The following is a 15,652-nucleotide window of genomic DNA, read 5'->3' as shown; positions in this document are numbered from 1 at the left end:
AGCTCCTTATGCCCGCTCCGAAACCAGTTGACCTCGGCGCCATCATGTAACATATGAAGTTACATGAAACGAGACGGCCGATTATCAGGGGTTCTCCACGTCCTGCTGCACATGGCGCAGCAGCCTGGCCCGTTCACCTCCGAGACCCTGGCGAAGGCCATGGACACCAACCCGGTGGTGATCCGCCGCATCATGGCGGGCCTGCGCGACCTCGGTTACGTCCGCTCCGAGAAGGGGCACGGCGGTGGCTGGACGCTGGCTTGCGATCTGTCGAGGGTGACGCTGCGCGACGTCTACACCGCGCTCGGCAGCCCCTCGATTCTGGCCATGGGCAACCGGACCGAGGCGCCTGGCTGCCTCGTCGAGCAGGCCGTCAATGCCGCGCTCGATCAGGCCTTTGACGATGCAGAGGCGTTGCTGCTGTCGCGCTTTGGCGAAGTGACGCTGGCGATGCTGAGCGACGATCTGCGCAAGCGCCTGGGTGCGCGAAAGCTTCACAGCATGAGCGCGCATCACGCGTGACCGATTCCCCTCAGCAGGACAACATCGTGACCGACATTCAAAACGCGTTCTCCGATCCGCAGATGGTGGCGAAGTACACCGAAGGGCCGCCACGGTTTGTTCCCGGCTACAATTCGATGCTGTCCATGGCGGCGATCCTTTTGGGCGGGCGTGCGCGTGAAGATGCGCGAATACTCGTTCTTGGCGCCGGCGGCGGCCTGGAGCTGAATGCCTTTGCGCAAGCGCAGCCGCGCTGGACCTTCGACGGCGTGGACCCGTCCGCTGCGATGCTGAATCTCGCGAAGCAGACGCTGGGCCCGCTCGCGTCGCGCGCGCGTCTGCACCAAGGCTATATCGACGATGCACCGGAGGGGCCGTTCGACGGCGCGACGTGCCTGTTGACCCTGCACTTCGTCGATGTCGAGGAACGGCTGCGAATAGCGTCCGAAATCCGCCGCCGCCTCAAGCCCGGCGCGCCGTTCGTCGCGGCCCATTTCAGCATCCCCGGCGACGACGATGAACGGCCGCTTTGGCTCTCGCGCTATTCCGCCTTTCTCGCCGCAGCCGGAGTCGAGCCCGACAAGGCGGCCGCCGCGCGAAAGGCGGTCGACGGCCAGTTGAGCATTCTGGCGCCCGCGCGAGACGAAGCAATTTTGCGCGACGCAGGCTTCTCCGTCCCAACCCTGTTCTACATCGGCTTCACGTTCCGCGGCTGGGTCGCCTACGCCTGAGACGTCACGGCCTCGTCGACACGTCGCCATGAAGAAGCCAGGCAGGGCCTGCCTCTCGCGCTACTCCGCAAGCCGCGCGAGCGGGCCCGCGGCCGCCTTCTGTTCACCCAGCGCTTGGCCCTGGGCCATGCGTTGGCGGATCATTGCGACAACCGGGCCTACCTGCTCGAAAGCCCGGTCGTGGGCGTCGTCGCCGGCGACCGCCAGTTTCGTCAGGTCGTAGACGTCGATCCGGTCGCGCGCGAGCTCAGTTCGATAAGGCTCCTGGGTCGGGTCGATATCGCCCAGGCGGGCGACGTCTCCCCAGATCGTCTTCGACAGCGAGAGCGCGCCGTCGTCACGCGAGACGAACAACGAGATGGGGGGCCGCGCGCCGCTCATCCGGTTCAGTTGCGAGCGGAAGACATCGACATCCACGTCGGGTGCCACCAGCATCACATTCTTCAGCTTGCTGCGCTTCGACGCGACAGCCGGGGCGCGGATCGCCCGCGTTCGCAGTGCTTCCAGTGCGATCCAATTGCCCATCGAATGAGCCAGAAGATAAACTTCGCCGACGGCAGACGAGGCGTCGAGCGTGCTCAACAGATTGTCGAGCGCGTCACGCGAAAAATTGGCGCTTTCCCGGTCATAGGTATACGCGCGCAGCCTCAGCTCGCCGCGCGATGGCCAGGTGAAAAGCACGGGAACGACCGGCACATTGGAGTCGTGCACGATCTGCGCGAAGCGATAGACCGCATCATCGAAGCGGTTGTTGAAGCCGTGGACGAAGACAAGCACCTTGTTGCGACCGGACTGCTTCATCGCCGCGGCGACAGACGCAGCGAAATGCGTCTTGTCGAGATAGTCGGCCGACACAGTCGTGAAATCCCGTTGGGGGTCGCCGGGCAGGCTCGCGGGCCACTGCACTTCGCCGATCTTCCGCGCGGCATCTGGCGGGATCGAGACAGTCACCTCGGCAAAGGACAGCTCGTCCGAACGGTCCCCGCTGAACATCTCACCGGGATCGACGTCGGATCGCTTGCGATTGGTGACGACGTAGATCGGGACATTTGTGTTTCCGGGGGCGACCTGCGCTGTCGGAACAAGCACGCCCTGCGACGGACGTCCTGCACAGCCGCCCAGGACTGCTGCGATCGACAAAGCCAACAAAACTGCTGGAGCACTGATGCGACTCGTCCGGACCACCGGCAACACTCACAACTGGACGCAAGAGCGCGATAACTCACCATCCGGGCAACGGAAGGGGCACCGGATATCGACCAGTCTATACCGGCTGAGCGTGCCTGGATGTCACGGCGCGGCAACACCCAGCCGGCGACAACTGCGGAACCCGGTCTTGCAGACCATGGTCGAGTGAAATGTTTAAGAGGGAGATGTCGAGCATCTCACGTGGCACAAATTGCATATGCGTTGCCGTTGCGGCGGCGGCCTTGCTTTGGCGGTCGTCAGAGCGCCTTGACGTGCTTGGAGAAGATGCGGAGCCGCTCGCGCTGCCGCCTGCCCTGCTGTTCGAAAGCGTATGATGCAAGGCGCTCGACCGCGTCGCGGAGACGCCTGAATTGGGTCTCCCTTTCGTCGGGACGCGTGCCCTTCGAGCCGTGAAGGTCGTGCAGCGCGACGCTGCTTATCTCGCAGTCGACGATGCTGGCGCCATACGTCATCGTAAACAGAAACGCCATCCGCTCCGTGTCGTAGCCAAGAATCTGGCTGCGCGTCAGAAGCGCTGCGTTTTCCGCTGGGGATACTTTCGGTGGACGCGGCAATTGTCAGCCTACGGCTTCGCCGGTGTCGCACGGCGGCACCTCCGCCAGGCGGCTCGCCTGCGAAGCAAAATCGTTGAACGCTGCGACTGCGTCGCTCATGTTGTGGCATCCGCGGCTGTCGCGCGAGGCGTGAACGCGAAGATCGAACAGCTCCATCCAGAACAGGGGCGCCGCAGCTGAACCGGCTTCAAGCGTTTCGAACATGTTGATCTCGCAATCGCCAACGCGCTCAAGCGCAACCGTCCGTGGGCCATGAGCGATATGAGGAATTCCGAGCAATTTTCCGTAACTTCGCAATATCTTCACGTTTATAGGCGGCGCGCCATCGCAGCTGGACATCAAGGCCTTCGGGCTTTTTCGGGGTGGGTTCGCCCCCGAGTACAGACGACGCACCTAGGGGGACAGATCGCCGATTTAAGTCACATGACACCCGGTTTCTTGTTATCGTGAGCCAATAACTTGATTTTCTATGCCGCGATCCCGATGCGCGAGCCGAGGACTCAAGGCCGCAGCGGCAACGACGAAAGGGTTCGATGTGGCTGCTGCCCGTTCGCCCCAATTGCAAGCCATGCCCAGTGCGACCGGCGGCATCGCCCGCCTGGTGTGGGCCCGCCTGCGCGAAGCCGGCATTCAGGCGGACGGCTTGCTGTCCAAGGCCAGATTGACCCTCGAGCAGATCCAAGACCGCAAGGCGCGGCTGAGCGTTGAAAGCCAGATCAAGTTTCTGGAGCTTGGTGCCGAGGCGCTGCACGACGACGCCCTGGGATTTCACCTGGCACGGGACTTCGACCTTCGTGAGATCGGCCTGCTCTACTATGTCGCGGCCTCATCCGGGACAGTCGCTGAAGCCTTGTCAAAGACGGAGCGCTATTGCCGCCTCGCGAACGAGGGAATTTCACTGCGATTTGCCGCGAAGGACATGGCGATTGCGTTGAGCTATGTCGGCGTGGAACGGCGGTCGGATCGGCACCAGATCGAATTCTGGGTGACCTCTATCATTCGAATCAACCGCGCACTGACCAACCGCCGCGTGGTGCCAAGCCGTGTCAAAGTCGCCCATCGCCGTCGAGCGATGCCCGCGGAGGTCAGGTCGTTCCTTGGTTGCGAGATCGAGTTCGGATCAGACGTCGATGAGATCGCCTTCCCTCAGTCCGTGGGACAGATGCCCATCGAAAGTGCCGATCACCACTTGAACGATCTGCTGGTGACCTTCTGCGAGGAGGCGCTTGCACATCGGAAGCCTGGGGGAGTTTCGCTCAGATCGAGCGTCGAGAATGCCATCGCGCCACTGCTTCCCCATCGCGAGGCACGGGCTGAGGAGATCGCGCGCCGGCTCGGCATGAGCCACCGCACGTTGGCGCGGCGCCTCGCGTCGGAAGGACTGACCTTCACCGGCATTATGGACGAGCTGAAAATCGACCTCGCCAAAAGCTATTTGAAAAAGGACGAGTTGCCGATTTCGCAAACCGCCTGGCTGCTCGGCTATGGCGAAGTCAGCGCATTCACCCACGCCTTCAGGCGCTGGACCGGAATGACGCCACGACAATGGCGTGCCGCGGACGATCCCAAGCGCGCCGACAACGTCAACGATACGCCCCCTCGCGCAAAGAACGCCAGGGCAAGCTAGTCCCGGCGGTAACGCCAAAGCGCCCCGATGCAGCCAGGAAAACACCAGATCCGCTCAAGCCGCGGACCGCTGCAACCCTCACCGATCCACCGGCACCCCCGCCCCTCGATGATACCGGCTTGAGAAGAACACCAGCGGCGTGGTGTCGCGATAGTCGCAGCTCGAGACTTCGGCGATGATCAACGTGTGGTCGCTGACATCGACGTGGCGTGTGACCTCGCAGGCGAACCAGGCCATGCAGCCGGACAGGCGCGGCAGGCCGTCGACGATGTCCGGCGCCGCGCCGGTGTTCGGCTGGCTCGCGAAGTGCCGCGACAGGTCCCTGCCATGCTCGGGCAGGACGTTGACGCAGTAGCGTCCGGTCGCCGAGATCGCCCGGTGCATGCGTCCTGGCATGACCGACACCAGCACGGTTGGCGGCGACAGGCTGACGGTGACAAAGCTGTTCGCGGTCATGCCGCAGACGCGGCCGTGCTCGTCCAGCGCGGTCAGCACCGCGACACCGGTCGTAAAGCGCGATGCGGCCTCGCGGAATGAGGCCGGATTGGCGCGCGGCATGTCAATCCCCACTCGCATCGGTCCTCACGCAATCGCCCTGACCGGCTCAGGCGGCGCCGACATGCGCTCGATCCAGGCCTGGATGCGCTGCGGCGTGCAGATGCGGTCCCACTGCCGGTCCGGGTAGTTGAAATTCTCGGTGAACTCGTTGGCCAGCGCCGGGTTCTGGCTCATCGCGCCGATCAGCATGCCCAGCGCTTCCGTCGGCGGCTGCAGCATCACATTGGTCCAGCGCGAGGCCGCCAGCACGCGATCCTGTCGTTTCAGCTCGATCTTCTCGCACAGGCGCAAGTCGAGCGCATCCGCGTTGACGATCTCCTCGCCGAGCACGAAGGCCGCATAGGAGGCGACATTGGCGCCCTGGCCCATCATGGGATCGACGATCGCATGGACGTCACCGAGCGCGATCGCGCATTTGCCGTCGTCGAACTCGACCACAGTGTTGCGCACCGTCGGGACCACGCCGCCTTGCAGCAGATCCTGCGGCTGCGCGAGATCGAAGCGCGCGGCGTCGATGCGGTCGTAGGTCGTCGGGTGATGCTTCTCGAGCTTGCCGAGCAGCACTTTCAAGAAGTGCTTCGGGTTGTCGTCGTAGCTGAGCGTGGCCAGTTCCTCCATGTCGCCGCCGGGCACGTTCTCCATCAGCAGCGCGTTGGCGATGCCACCGTACGTAATGGTCGGGATCACGATCATCTCGCCATGCCCGGGAGACACCGAGAGCGTGACGTTCATGGGATCGGGCTGCCGCACGCCGGTGTAGAGCCCGACGCACAGCCGCCGTTGCGGCTGCGAATAGGGCGTGTGCTCCGGCCGGTAAGTGAAGAGCTGGCCCAGCGGGCCCTTGCCGGTCGAGACGACCAGGAGATCGAAACGGGCGACCAGCGGACGGATGTCGCGCTCCTCGATGCGGCGGTATTCGATCTTGCCGCCTCGCTTCACGAAGTCCTGCATCAGGGCAGGAAGATAGATCCGGTAGTCGACGGCGCGGCTCGGCTTCGAGAAATCACCACGAAAGCTCAGCGGCTGCGGAAAATTGAAGACGTGATCGTGATAGTAGTAGTGGACCTTCGGATCGCTCCAATGATTGACGCCGAGATAGTCCTCGCGCGCGATCGTCACGTGGTGATGCGCGACGGTGTTGAGCAGGCGGATGTTCTTGTATTCCTCAGGCGGTCGATCCGTGATGATCGTCGCGTCCACGCCGTGCTTCTGCAGGTAAAGCGCGAGATGCAGGCCGGCGATGCCGGCGCCGACAATTCCGATATGGCGTGCCAATTTCGTCTCCTCCCCTGTGAATGCTTGTTTTGAGGGAGCCTAGCGACCCGCCGAGTTGCGCACTACGGAATAAATGGGATATAATTTATTCCAGATCGGAATGAATTATGGACCGGATCGATTGCCTGCGCGCTTTCGTTCGCGCCCTGGAGGGCGGCAGCTTCTCGGCTGCGGCCAAGGAGCTCGGGATCGGCCAGCCCGCGATCAGCAAGCGCATTGCGATGCTTGAAACCGAATTCGGCACGCAGCTGTTTTCGCGCACGACGCGCACACTGAAGCCGACGGCCGAGGCGCACCGGATCTACGATCTCGCGCGGCAGATCCTCGACAGCTTCGACATGGCGCGGTCGAGTGTCGAACAGGCCGCACCCCGCCCGACCGGCATGCTCCGGATCGGCGTGCCGTCGTCGTTCGGACGGCGCTACATGATGCCCGTCATCGCCGAGTACGTTCGGAATTATCCGGAAGTGCGGGTCGACATCCGCTTCAGCGAGCGGTTCGTCAATCTGGTGGAAGAAGGCATCTGCGCTGCGCATTGGAAACCTGGAGGCGAGCACGCTGGTCGCCCGCCGGCTCGGGACCGTGCAGCGCCATCTGGTTGCAACACCCACCTATCTGCACGGCCGCCCGCTGCCGCGGACACCTGACGATCTCGGCTCGCACCAGTGCATCGTCTATTCACGGATGTCGCCGGCGCACCAATGGGCCTTCGAATCCGAGCATGGCCGTCACGTCGCATCGATCAACGGACCCATTCACGTCGACGACGCCGATGCGATGCAGGAGGCGACGATGCAGCATCTCGGCATCGCAATCCTGCCCGAATGGAATGCCGCCGAGGGCCTTCGCAGCGGCGAGCTCGAACATGTGCTTCCGGACTACACCATCGCCGCGCTGCCCCTGCACGCGGTCTATCCGGAGACGCAGTGGATGTCGCTGCGCGCGCGAAGTTTTCTGGATCTCCTGGTCGACCGCGCCGAGCATTTCGCGCCAGCCCCGTCGCATACCCGCACCTCCGGCGCAGGCGGTTGACGCCGCCCCCGCCATCATTAAATGACGCCCATGAAAAAGATCGGATTTCTGTCCTTCGGACACTGGACGCCCTCGCCGCAGTCGCAGACCCGCTCGGCGGCGGACACGCTGCTGCAATCCATCGAGCTGGCCGTCGCGGCGGAACAGCTCGGCGCGGATGGCGCCTATTTCCGCGTGCATCACTTCGCGCGCCAGCTGGCCTCGCCCTTCCCGCTGCTCGCCGCCGTCGGCGCAAAAACCAGCACAATCGAGATCGGCACGGCCGTGATCGACATGCGCTACGAGAACCCGCTCTACATGATCGAGGATGCGGGCAGCGCCGATCTCATCGCCGGCGGACGGCTCCAGCTCGGCATCAGCCGCGGCTCGCCGGAGCAGGTGATCGACGGCTGGCGCTACTTTGGTTATCGCCCGGCCGACGGCCAGAGCGACGCCGACATGGGCCGGCGCCACGCGGAGGTCTTTCTGGACCTGTTGCGCGGCGAAGGTTTTGCCGAGCCCAATCCGCAGCCGATGTTTCCCAATCCGCCGGGACTGCTGCGCCTCGAACCGCATGCGGCAGGCCTGCGCGAACGGATCTGGTGGGGCGCCGGCTCGAACGCGACCGCGGTGTGGGCGGCGAAGCTCGGCATGAATCTGCAGAGCTCGACGCTGAAGAACGACGAGACCGGCGAAGCTTTTCACGTGCAGCAGGCGGCGCAAATCCGTAGCTATCGCGCCGCGTGGACGGAGGCCGGCCACACTCGCGAACCCCGCGTGTCCGTCAGCCGCAGCATCTTCGCGCTGATGAACGATCGCGACCGCGCCTATTTCGGCGGGGAGCGCGGCGGCGAAGACCAGATCGGCTTCATCGACCCGCAAACGCGCGCGATCTTCGGCCGGAGTTACGCGGCAGAGCCGGAGGCACTGATCGAGCAGCTCAAGCAGGACGAGGCAATCGCCGAGGCCGATACGCTGCTGCTGACGATCCCGAACCAGCTCGGTGTCGACTATTGCGCCCATGCGATCGAGGCGATCTTGAAGCACGTCGCGCCGGCGCTTGGCTGGCGGTGAGACCGTCGACCGGTTCACTGCGAAAGTCAGGCCGTCTCTTGCTGACCCTGATCTTCTCAATCTGTTCGGCACCACCCTGTCGGGCTGGCTCACCGACCGTTTCGATCCGCGCAAGCTGCTGTTCTTCTACTACGGCCTGCGCAGGCTTTCGCTGATCTACCTTCCCTACTCGGATTTCTCTTTGGTCAGCCTGTCAGTGTTCGCGGTGTTCTACGGGCCCGGCTGGATCGCAGCCGTGCCGCCGACTGTGCGTATCGCCAACGAAGCCTTCGGCGACAGGGATGCGCCGCTGATCTTCGGCTGGGTGGTCGCCGGCCATCAGCTCGGCGCCGCCTGCGCCGCCTTCTTCGCCGGCATGATGCGCTCGACACAGGGTGATTATCTGCAGGCCTTCATGATCGCGGGCGCGACGGGCATCGTCGCAGCCATGCTGTCGCTGATGATCGGCCGGCGGCCGGTGCAGCCGGCGCTCGCCACGGCGTGAGGGTGCGCGGATCGTCCGGGAGGAGGCTCCAATGCGTTGACGCGATCTGCGATGGCTCGACTTGAGGTCGCGATTGACTTCGCCCACTACCCTGACAATGATGCCGCCGGGGATTTGGAATCTATCAGGGGCGAAAATGCGTGGTGGTTGTCTGGGGGCTTTTGTCGTGGCTACGTTGCTTGCGGGGTGCGCATCGGGGCCGCTGGGCGGCGCGGCGCTGACTGACAACGTCAAGTCGAATACTGCACGCTTGGTGGTCTATCGCACGTCGGCCCTGGGATTTGCTGTCCAGCCCAACTATGCCGTCGATGGACGCGTGATTGGCGGCAGTCAAGCCGCGGGGTTCGTGGCGTGCGATCTGCCTCCAGGCCGCCACGAGGTTGCCGTCAACAATTTGCCGCTGAGCAGCAATCTGTTCGGGCAGGGAAGCGAGAAGGTGAGCCTCGATCTGCGCGCCGGCAGCACGACCTATCTCTCCGCCCAGCCGCAGATGGGAATCGTGACACCCGGCGCGATCACGCTGATCCAGGTCACGGAAAGCCAGGGCCGCGCCAACGTCGCCAGCTTACATCAGAGCAACGGCTCATGTGGCAAGGCCTGATTCGAATCATTCCGGTGACAAAGCGGGGATGAGACGCGTTGTTCTGAAGACCATCCTGCGTCTCGGTCGCTACGCCGTTCTTCCCGCCGTGGCGCTGGCCTGCGTGATCCTGGCCATTTGGCTGATGGCCCTCGATCGCTACACGATCACGACGCTGGCCACAGCACCGATCGTGTTCTCCATATTCATGGCCGCGGTGGCGCTCGCAATTGGCCTCCTGCTCCTGCCCTCGCGAAAGCATGGGAGTTTCGAGGCGAACGAGGATACCGCTCCAGGCCTCTGGGCAATGTGGAAGGAACTCGATCGCAGCGTTGCCCGATCAAGCCGCAGCTTGCGGATCGACACCGACTTCAACGCTTCGATCGGGGAGGTGAGCCGATATGCAGGCCTGTTCGGGCGACACGTCACGATGACCGTCGGCTTGCCATTGCTGATCGTCCTGGATGAGCGTGCACTTCGCGCCGTCATCGCCCATGAGGTGGCACATGCCCGGCTTCGGCACACCTCGGGAAGCATCAACCTCGCGGATTTCATCGCGGCTTCGGAGAATGTCCTCTTCTACGCCGATCCGGACCGAACCGTCACCGGGCGCATTGCCCGGGCCCTGCTCCATTCCATGATCGAATGGCTCGACAAGGAATATCGCGCGCTGTCGCGGGAGAACGAGCTTTACGCCGATCTCGGCGCGGCCGAACAGGTTGGACGTGCCGAGATGGCGCGCGCTCTGGTGCTGACGGAAGCGTGCGGAACGCGTCTCACCGATCTCGTATACGCTCCTCTGGAGAAGGAAGTCCTGGGCGCAATCAATGCACCGCGCCCGCCCCTCGAGCGTGTCTTCGAGCAGCTTGGTGACATCAGGGCGCCGGAGCCGATGGCCGCAGCTGCCATCGCAGGTCTGACGCGTGAGCACGATCCGGACGCGACGCATCCGCCTTTTGCCACGCGGCTTACCAATCTCGGATACACCGGCATACCTGACATCGACGAGGTCAGGACGTCCGCCATCGAACGGCTTCTGTCTCAGGATGCGGCAAAGGACATCATCGCTCGCTTCGACGAGGAATGGCGGAGGAAGGCGCAAGCCTGGGTCAGAGTCGGCAGCTAAATAGCCCTTGCGCCCGCCGCACGCCGGCTTCACCCCGTCTTCGTCCCCGTGACGACGGCGAGCGCCTCGACGAGGCGGTCGAGATCGGCCTCGTCTGTAAAGAGCGCCGGCGTCACACGGATGCATTGGCCCTTGGCGACGCCCGCCCGGCGCACCGTCATGACCTTGTGGCCGTCCCTCAGCTTCACGACGATAGCGTCGTTGTCCGCCTTGCTGGTCTTGCCGGCGAGACGGAAGGACGTGATCGCGCCATATGAGCCGACCTCATCCGGCGTCAGGATTTCGATGTCCTTGAATCCGCGGACGCGGCTCACCCAGTAATCACGCAAATAGCGGAGGCGGGCTTGCTTTGCCGCCGCGCCGATCTGCTGATGGAGCGCCACGGCCGCGGGCACCGTCAGGACCGTCGCGAAATTGACCGTGCCGGTGTGCACCCGCGAGCGGATATCGGTCTCCGCAAAGTCCTCGTCGCCCATGTCGCGGTCGATGTCGGCGAGACGGTCCTTCCTGATGTAGAGGAAGCCCACGCCGAGCGGCGCGCCGATCCATTTGTGCAGGTTGAAGCCGACGAAATCGACGTCGAGCTCGCCTACCCTGAAGTCGATCTGCCCCCAGGAATGCGCGGCGTCGACGATGGTATCGATGCCCTTGGCCCTGGCCATGCGGGCGATCTCGGCGACCGGCATGACGAGGCCGGTGCGATGGCTGACATGGGTGAGGAGGAGGAGCCTGGTCCTGGGATTCGCCTCGAGGGCGCGGGCATAGGCGTCGAGCACGGCCTGGCGGGTGGCCGGCTCCGGCACATCGAACCTGACCACGTCGACACCGCGGCGCGCCTTAAGCGCGTTCATCGCGTACTGCATCGAATCGTAGTCGAGGTCGGCGTAGAGAACGCTGTCGCCGGGCTTCAGCTTGTTGTAGCCGCCGATCAGGAGCTGCAGCGCTTCGGTCGCGCCGCGGGTGAGCGCGATCTCCTCGGGCGCCGCGCCGACCGCCTGGGCCACCTTGATGCGCACGGCCTCGAAATCCGCACCCGCGCGCTGCCGCGCGTAGTAAGTGTTTTGATAGTTGACCATATCGGTCTGGCGAATGAACTCGCGCCTCACCGGCTCGGCCATAATGCCCCAAAAGCCGTTCTCCAGATTGACGACATCCGGCGTCACTGAATAGAGCCCCTTCACCGCCGCCCAATAGGCATTGTCGGTGGCGATGGCGGCCGCCGCTCCGGTCGGCTGCGCCGGCAGGCCGTCGGCTGCCATGGCCGGTGCCGCCAGGGACGTGACGGCTGCGGCCGCGAGGCCCTTCAGGATCGACCGGCGGTCGGACGACATTGTCTCATTCAGATGCATATCAGTCCCCCACGATGCGCGGCGAAGGGAGCAGCGATCCATAGAGCGCGAATGACGAAGGCATGACAGTTCGATGATACCCGGCGCGCCCGGTTACATCTCGGTCATTGCCCCATCGATCATCGCTGCGCCGATGTCACCGGCCATTGCGAGACGTCCGCCATCGAAAGCAATTCCAGCTTCGCGGATGATTTTTCCAGCAACCCGGCTTGCGCAAGGCGCCGGGGATCACTGCGATAGTCCTGGAAGTCCGCATCGGATGCGAAGCTGACGATGTGCACCTCGATCGTGCCATCCGGATTTCGAAGACGACGCTCCACACGCCCGCTGAACGCAGGGAGTAGCGGCAAGACGGCATCCTCGTAGGCGCGGAAGGCCTCGATACCCTCAGGCGGTATTCGGGCAATGAGCACCAGCGTTACGGAGTGAGCTTGAGAAGTCATCGCCGCAATCCCGAGCCGAGATAGTTGTGCATTGGTGGAGACGCTGCATCCTGCGGTCGCCGCCTCACGGCGTCAATGACGGCTCGAATGCAAGGCCGGCACCTGCGAGACGCCCGCTTTGGGCGGGCTCCTGGGGATCAACTCGCGCGATCTCAGAACAAGGCCGCGTTGAGGGCCTGTCCGTAGATCATCGCGGCCACGAGAGAGAGCAGCAAGCCCGCGCCCGAGAAGATCACGAGCACCTTTACGGTTTCGACATCAACGTTGGTTCTCGTCGCGCGGGATATCGCCTTTGCCAGTGCAGCCATCATCGCCAGCTCCGAACCGGGCCGCGCGGAGGCGGGCCCTAGTTCATCTAGCGTCATTGGGCGCGTTTGCGTGTGAAGCAGATTACAGGTGCGCTTGCGCGCTGCGCCTCAGGCATGAGCCGCAGCCTTGCCACCGGTCGGCATCGTCAAACCGCCCTGCTCAACGCGCTGCCCTCAGGGTGAGGCGCCACCGAACCCGCCGGCGCGTGATTGACGGCGAGACCGGTCGGCACGGTGTTGTACCTCGACAGCGCCGCGGCGACCCGCCGCATCGCCGCCGAACCGAGTTCGCCGGCGCGCACCACCGGGATGATCAGATCAGCGTGTGCGGCCAGCGCAATGGCGTCGGGCTGAAGTGCGAGATTGCTCGCATGGACGACGATCAGATCGAACTCCGAGCGAATATCGTCCTCGGGCCGCGCATCGGCTTTTCTGCCGGCGCTCAGCAGCTCGTCGATCGACTGCAGCCCTGCCGTGGTCGAGCCGTCCTGCCATTCGGTCACCGGAGGCTGGTGACCGGCGAATTCCGGCTGGAGCCGGATCAGCACGCTCATCATGCCCCGATTCACCGCCGCGCGATTGAGCGAGCGCGCAACGGTATTGCCGCCGGCACCTTTGCCGACCGACAACACGAGGGCGACCTTGCAGCCACGCACCGGCGCGCGATCGATCCGCTCGAGAAGCGGACGCAGATATGCGCCGAGATCGAGCTCGGCCGAGGCAGTGATCGGCCTTTGCCACACAGTGTTGGCCACGGCGCCAGGCGCCAGATCGGGAATGCGGGCCCAGACAGGCAGGCTCGGCATCGCCTCGGGCTGGCGCGCAGCCGGAGCCGGACGCTGGACTTGCGCCTCCGCCACTTCCGCGCGCGCAAGAGTTTGAGCAGGAGCCTCGGCAGGCGCGGGCCCGTCGGACATGCTTCCCATCGCCGCAACGGCGGCCGTCGAGGTCAGGATCGAGCCGATCGCGAGCGCCGCAAGCAGCAAAGCGAGGGGCGGACGCGTCGAGCGCATCGGCGGAATGGCGAGCGAGGCGATCTTGGTCTGGGAGCTCTGCAGCTGGCGCTGCTCGTTGGTCGTCTTGAACCGCGACAGGAACTGCTCGTAGATGTTCTTGTTGGCATCGGCGTCGCGCTGCAGCTCCTGCAGCTTCACGAGCGCCTGGCCGTCGACCAGCATCTGCGTCTCGACCGTCTTGAGCTGCTTTTCCAGCGCGTTCTGCTGCTCGAGCTGAGCCTCATATTCGGACTTCGCCGTGTCGATGTTCTTCTTCCGCTCGACCTCGATCTGCCTGTTGAGATCAGCCAGCTGGCTGTAGGAGATCGCGAGGTCGGGATGGCGGTCGCCGTACACCGCTTTCTTCTGCGCGATCTGATCGTTCAGGGTCGAGCGCTGCGCGCGCAGCATGCTCAGGAGGTCCTGCTTCACCGGACCTTCGACATTGGCCTTGAGATCGCGCTGCACCTGCTCGTAACGCGCCCTGGCTTCCTCGGTGCGCGCGCGAGCGGCGGAGACCTGCTGATTGAGGTCAGTCACCCGCAATTGCTGGGTCGTGGAATCCTTGCCGGCATTGAGGATCTTGTGCTCGAACCTGAAGGCGGCAACGGCATCTTCCGATACGCGCAGGCGCTCGTTCAATGCCTTCAGCCGGTCCTTGAGCCAGTCGGCCGCCTCGTCCGTGGCCTCGGTGCGGACACGGCCTTGGCTCGCGACGAACGCCTCGGCGATGGCATTGGCGTAATGCGCGGCCCGTTCCGCATTGTTCGAGGTGAATGAAATCGCAATGACGTAGGTCAGTCCGCGGCGCGAGATATCGAGACGGTTGCGGAATTTTTCGAGCAGGCGCGTCATGTCGGTGTAACCGCCCGCGATGTCCGCGTCGTCGGCGATCTTGAGCTGCTCGATCAGGGGGCGGAGAAAGCCGTCCGATTTGGCGATCTCGATCTGGCTCTGAAGTGCTGCGGCATCCTGGCCGATGCCCGGCAGCACGTCCTGCTCCGAGGTGACGCGCAGCTCGCGGGGATCGACGACGACCAGGGCTGTCGCGGCATATCGAACCGGCAAGACCATCAGGACAATGACGCCCAAGGCGAACAGCGCCAGCGCCAGCGTCAGGATGCGCCGGCCATTCTCGCGCAGGAAGGAGAGCGCACCGGTGACGGTCAGCGATCCCTTGATCAGCGCAGGAGCAGCGCTGTCAGGCTTCGCCGTCGCAGCCCGCGACGCTTCCCACGAAGCCGCAGGCTCCGTCGGGGCGATGCTTCGCGGAGATGCGCTTCGACCGAACGCCATAGGATTGGACTCGAAATCAACTGACAGCCCCGGTTCAGAGGCTTGCTACACCGTAAATATCCATGGTTAACCGGCGGTTACGGCTGGCGCGCCGTGGTCAATGAACAATCTGTCAACGCGCGTGCCGATGCGCCGCGCGGCATCGGCGCCTTCGGTTGAACCGGGCTGGCGCGACCACCACGACGTCGATCAACGCTCCGCTGCGGCGGTTCGAGGGCGATCATTTCGTCGTCGGCATTGCATTCCTCTCGACGACATTCGAGGTGTCGACGCCGCCTCACCAGGAGGCGGGAACATGGAAAATGGTGGTCGATGGCGTGGAGCTGACCCGCACTCACTAGAGCCCGCTGCAGCGCAATCGGAACGGTGCTCTAGCGCGCCATTCAGAATAAAAACACGAGCTCATACACAATTGAAATTGCTCGTAATTTTCTCACCTCGATGATTCGGCGGCCTCGCCCGCCACCGTCGGAAATTCCGGCACGCCTCACAACAGCGTGCGCCTTTCGCTCCGGGATCGTAGTATTGTCG

Annotated in this window: 16 protein-coding genes and 2 pseudogenes; 9 read left to right on the top strand and 9 right to left on the bottom strand. The window is 64.0% G+C overall.

What is annotated here, in order from left to right:
- Positions 1-63 precede the first annotated feature (63 nt).
- Both J4G43_RS04495 and J4G43_RS04490 read left to right on the top strand, forming a co-directional pair.
- Entirely contained in the window at positions 64-522 is a 459-nt protein-coding gene (locus J4G43_RS04495) for an Rrf2 family transcriptional regulator (protein ID WP_063979788.1), read from the top strand.
- Positions 519-1,232 (top strand): class I SAM-dependent methyltransferase, encoded by a 714-nt coding sequence (locus J4G43_RS04490; RefSeq protein WP_208084115.1) that lies wholly within the window; start codon positions 519-521, stop codon positions 1,230-1,232. The genes J4G43_RS04495 and J4G43_RS04490 overlap by 4 nt, the downstream gene beginning before the upstream one ends.
- Before the next feature lie 60 nt (positions 1,233-1,292).
- On the opposite strand, the gene J4G43_RS04485 is transcribed toward J4G43_RS04490, so the two are convergent.
- The 3 genes from J4G43_RS04485 to J4G43_RS04475 form a co-directional block, all read right to left on the bottom strand.
- Complete coding sequence (locus J4G43_RS04485) at positions 1,293-2,426, bottom strand: alpha/beta hydrolase (protein ID WP_208084114.1); 1,134 nt, start codon at positions 2,424-2,426, stop codon at positions 1,293-1,295.
- 251 nt (positions 2,427-2,677) lie between these two features.
- A complete protein-coding gene (locus tag J4G43_RS04480; protein WP_208084113.1) occupies positions 2,678-2,911 on the bottom strand; it encodes a DUF1488 family protein in 234 nt (77 codons plus the stop codon).
- A gap of 87 nt (positions 2,912-2,998) precedes the next feature.
- Positions 2,999-3,199 carry a hypothetical protein gene (locus J4G43_RS04475; protein ID WP_224580952.1) on the bottom strand — a complete coding sequence of 67 codons (201 nt, stop codon included), beginning with the start codon at positions 3,197-3,199 and terminating at the stop codon, positions 2,999-3,001.
- Between the two features lie 364 nt (positions 3,200-3,563).
- Here J4G43_RS04475 and J4G43_RS04470 point away from each other — a divergent pair, with 364 nt between their 5' ends.
- Positions 3,564-4,622: an AraC family transcriptional regulator gene (locus J4G43_RS04470; protein WP_063979793.1), complete on the top strand. Its 1,059-nt coding sequence runs from the start codon at positions 3,564-3,566 to the stop codon at positions 4,620-4,622.
- Positions 4,623-4,700: 78 nt separating this feature from the next.
- Here J4G43_RS04470 and styB read toward each other — a convergent pair whose 3' ends face one another.
- The gene (styB, locus tag J4G43_RS04465; protein ID WP_208084112.1) at positions 4,701-5,180 is read right to left on the bottom strand and encodes a styrene monooxygenase NADH-dependent flavin reductase subunit StyB; all 480 of its coding nucleotides are present in this window, start codon (positions 5,178-5,180) and stop codon (positions 4,701-4,703) included.
- Positions 5,181-5,204: 24 nt separating this feature from the next.
- The gene (styA, locus tag J4G43_RS04460) at positions 5,205-6,455 is read right to left on the bottom strand and encodes a styrene monooxygenase subunit StyA (protein WP_208084111.1); all 1,251 of its coding nucleotides are present in this window, start codon (positions 6,453-6,455) and stop codon (positions 5,205-5,207) included.
- A 107-nt stretch (positions 6,456-6,562) separates the two neighbouring features.
- On the opposite strand from styA, the pseudogene J4G43_RS04455 reads away from it, so the two are divergent.
- The 5 genes and pseudogenes from J4G43_RS04455 to J4G43_RS04435 all read left to right on the top strand — a co-directional run bounded on the left by J4G43_RS04455 (position 6,563) and on the right by J4G43_RS04435 (position 10,730).
- A pseudogene (locus tag J4G43_RS04455) lies at positions 6,563-7,487 on the top strand (LysR substrate-binding domain-containing protein).
- A gap of 30 nt (positions 7,488-7,517) precedes the next feature.
- Positions 7,518-8,540 (top strand): LLM class flavin-dependent oxidoreductase, encoded by a 1,023-nt coding sequence (locus J4G43_RS04450; RefSeq protein ID WP_166104635.1) that lies wholly within the window; start codon positions 7,518-7,520, stop codon positions 8,538-8,540.
- Positions 8,541-8,592: 52 nt separating this feature from the next.
- A pseudogene (locus tag J4G43_RS04445) lies at positions 8,593-9,024 on the top strand (MFS transporter); the annotation flags it as partial.
- 73 nt (positions 9,025-9,097) lie between these two features.
- The gene (locus J4G43_RS04440; protein WP_225004612.1) at positions 9,098-9,625 is read left to right on the top strand and encodes a DUF2846 domain-containing protein; all 528 of its coding nucleotides are present in this window, start codon (positions 9,098-9,100) and stop codon (positions 9,623-9,625) included.
- 28 nt (positions 9,626-9,653) lie between these two features.
- Entirely contained in the window at positions 9,654-10,730 is a 1,077-nt protein-coding gene (locus J4G43_RS04435; protein ID WP_208084110.1) for a M48 family metallopeptidase, read from the top strand.
- Positions 10,731-10,759: 29 nt separating this feature from the next.
- Here J4G43_RS04435 and J4G43_RS04430 read toward each other — a convergent pair whose 3' ends face one another.
- The 4 genes from J4G43_RS04430 to J4G43_RS04415 form a co-directional block, all read right to left on the bottom strand.
- On the bottom strand, positions 10,760-12,079 hold the full coding sequence (locus J4G43_RS04430; RefSeq protein WP_208084109.1) for an aminotransferase class V-fold PLP-dependent enzyme: 1,320 nt from the start codon (positions 12,077-12,079) through the stop codon (positions 10,760-10,762).
- Positions 12,080-12,198: 119 nt separating this feature from the next.
- Positions 12,199-12,522 (bottom strand): hypothetical protein, encoded by a 324-nt coding sequence (locus J4G43_RS04425; RefSeq protein WP_208084108.1) that lies wholly within the window; start codon positions 12,520-12,522, stop codon positions 12,199-12,201.
- Between the two features lie 152 nt (positions 12,523-12,674).
- Positions 12,675-12,833 (bottom strand): hypothetical protein, encoded by a 159-nt coding sequence (locus J4G43_RS04420; protein ID WP_166104648.1) that lies wholly within the window; start codon positions 12,831-12,833, stop codon positions 12,675-12,677.
- A gap of 143 nt (positions 12,834-12,976) precedes the next feature.
- On the bottom strand, positions 12,977-15,121 hold the full coding sequence (locus J4G43_RS04415; RefSeq protein ID WP_208084107.1) for a GumC family protein: 2,145 nt from the start codon (positions 15,119-15,121) through the stop codon (positions 12,977-12,979).
- A 155-nt stretch (positions 15,122-15,276) separates the two neighbouring features.
- Between J4G43_RS04415 and J4G43_RS04410 the strand changes: the two genes are divergently transcribed.
- Complete coding sequence (locus tag J4G43_RS04410) at positions 15,277-15,462, top strand: hypothetical protein (RefSeq protein ID WP_208084106.1); 186 nt, start codon at positions 15,277-15,279, stop codon at positions 15,460-15,462.
- The last annotated feature ends 190 nt before the right edge of the window (positions 15,463-15,652 follow it).

The organism is Bradyrhizobium barranii subsp. barranii (assembly GCF_017565645.3).
Lineage (GTDB): Bacteria > Pseudomonadota > Alphaproteobacteria > Rhizobiales > Xanthobacteraceae > Bradyrhizobium > Bradyrhizobium barranii.
The sequence above is the reverse complement of the archived record's forward strand: the minus strand, read 5'-3'. Positions and strand labels throughout refer to the sequence as shown.

Coding starts and splice junctions, on each gene's coding strand:
- J4G43_RS04415 (WP_208084107.1), bottom strand. CDS start 15,121: ATGGCGTTCGGTCGAAGCGCATCTCCGCGAAGCATCGCCCCGACGGAG.
- J4G43_RS04450 (WP_166104635.1), top strand. CDS start 7,518: ATGAAAAAGATCGGATTTCTGTCCTTCGGACACTGGACGCCCTCGCCG.
- J4G43_RS04425 (WP_208084108.1), bottom strand. CDS start 12,522: ATGACTTCTCAAGCTCACTCCGTAACGCTGGTGCTCATTGCCCGAATA.
- J4G43_RS04470 (WP_063979793.1), top strand. CDS start 3,564: ATGCCCAGTGCGACCGGCGGCATCGCCCGCCTGGTGTGGGCCCGCCTG.
- J4G43_RS04480 (WP_208084113.1), bottom strand. CDS start 2,911: ATGGCGTTTCTGTTTACGATGACGTATGGCGCCAGCATCGTCGACTGC.
- styB (WP_208084112.1), bottom strand. CDS start 5,180: ATGCCGCGCGCCAATCCGGCCTCATTCCGCGAGGCCGCATCGCGCTTT.
- J4G43_RS04495 (WP_063979788.1), top strand. CDS start 64: ATGAAACGAGACGGCCGATTATCAGGGGTTCTCCACGTCCTGCTGCAC.
- J4G43_RS04430 (WP_208084109.1), bottom strand. CDS start 12,079: ATGCATCTGAATGAGACAATGTCGTCCGACCGCCGGTCGATCCTGAAG.
- J4G43_RS04475 (WP_224580952.1), bottom strand. CDS start 3,199: ATGTTCGAAACGCTTGAAGCCGGTTCAGCTGCGGCGCCCCTGTTCTGG.
- J4G43_RS04420 (WP_166104648.1), bottom strand. CDS start 12,833: ATGATGGCTGCACTGGCAAAGGCGATATCCCGCGCGACGAGAACCAAC.
- J4G43_RS04435 (WP_208084110.1), top strand. CDS start 9,654: ATGAGACGCGTTGTTCTGAAGACCATCCTGCGTCTCGGTCGCTACGCC.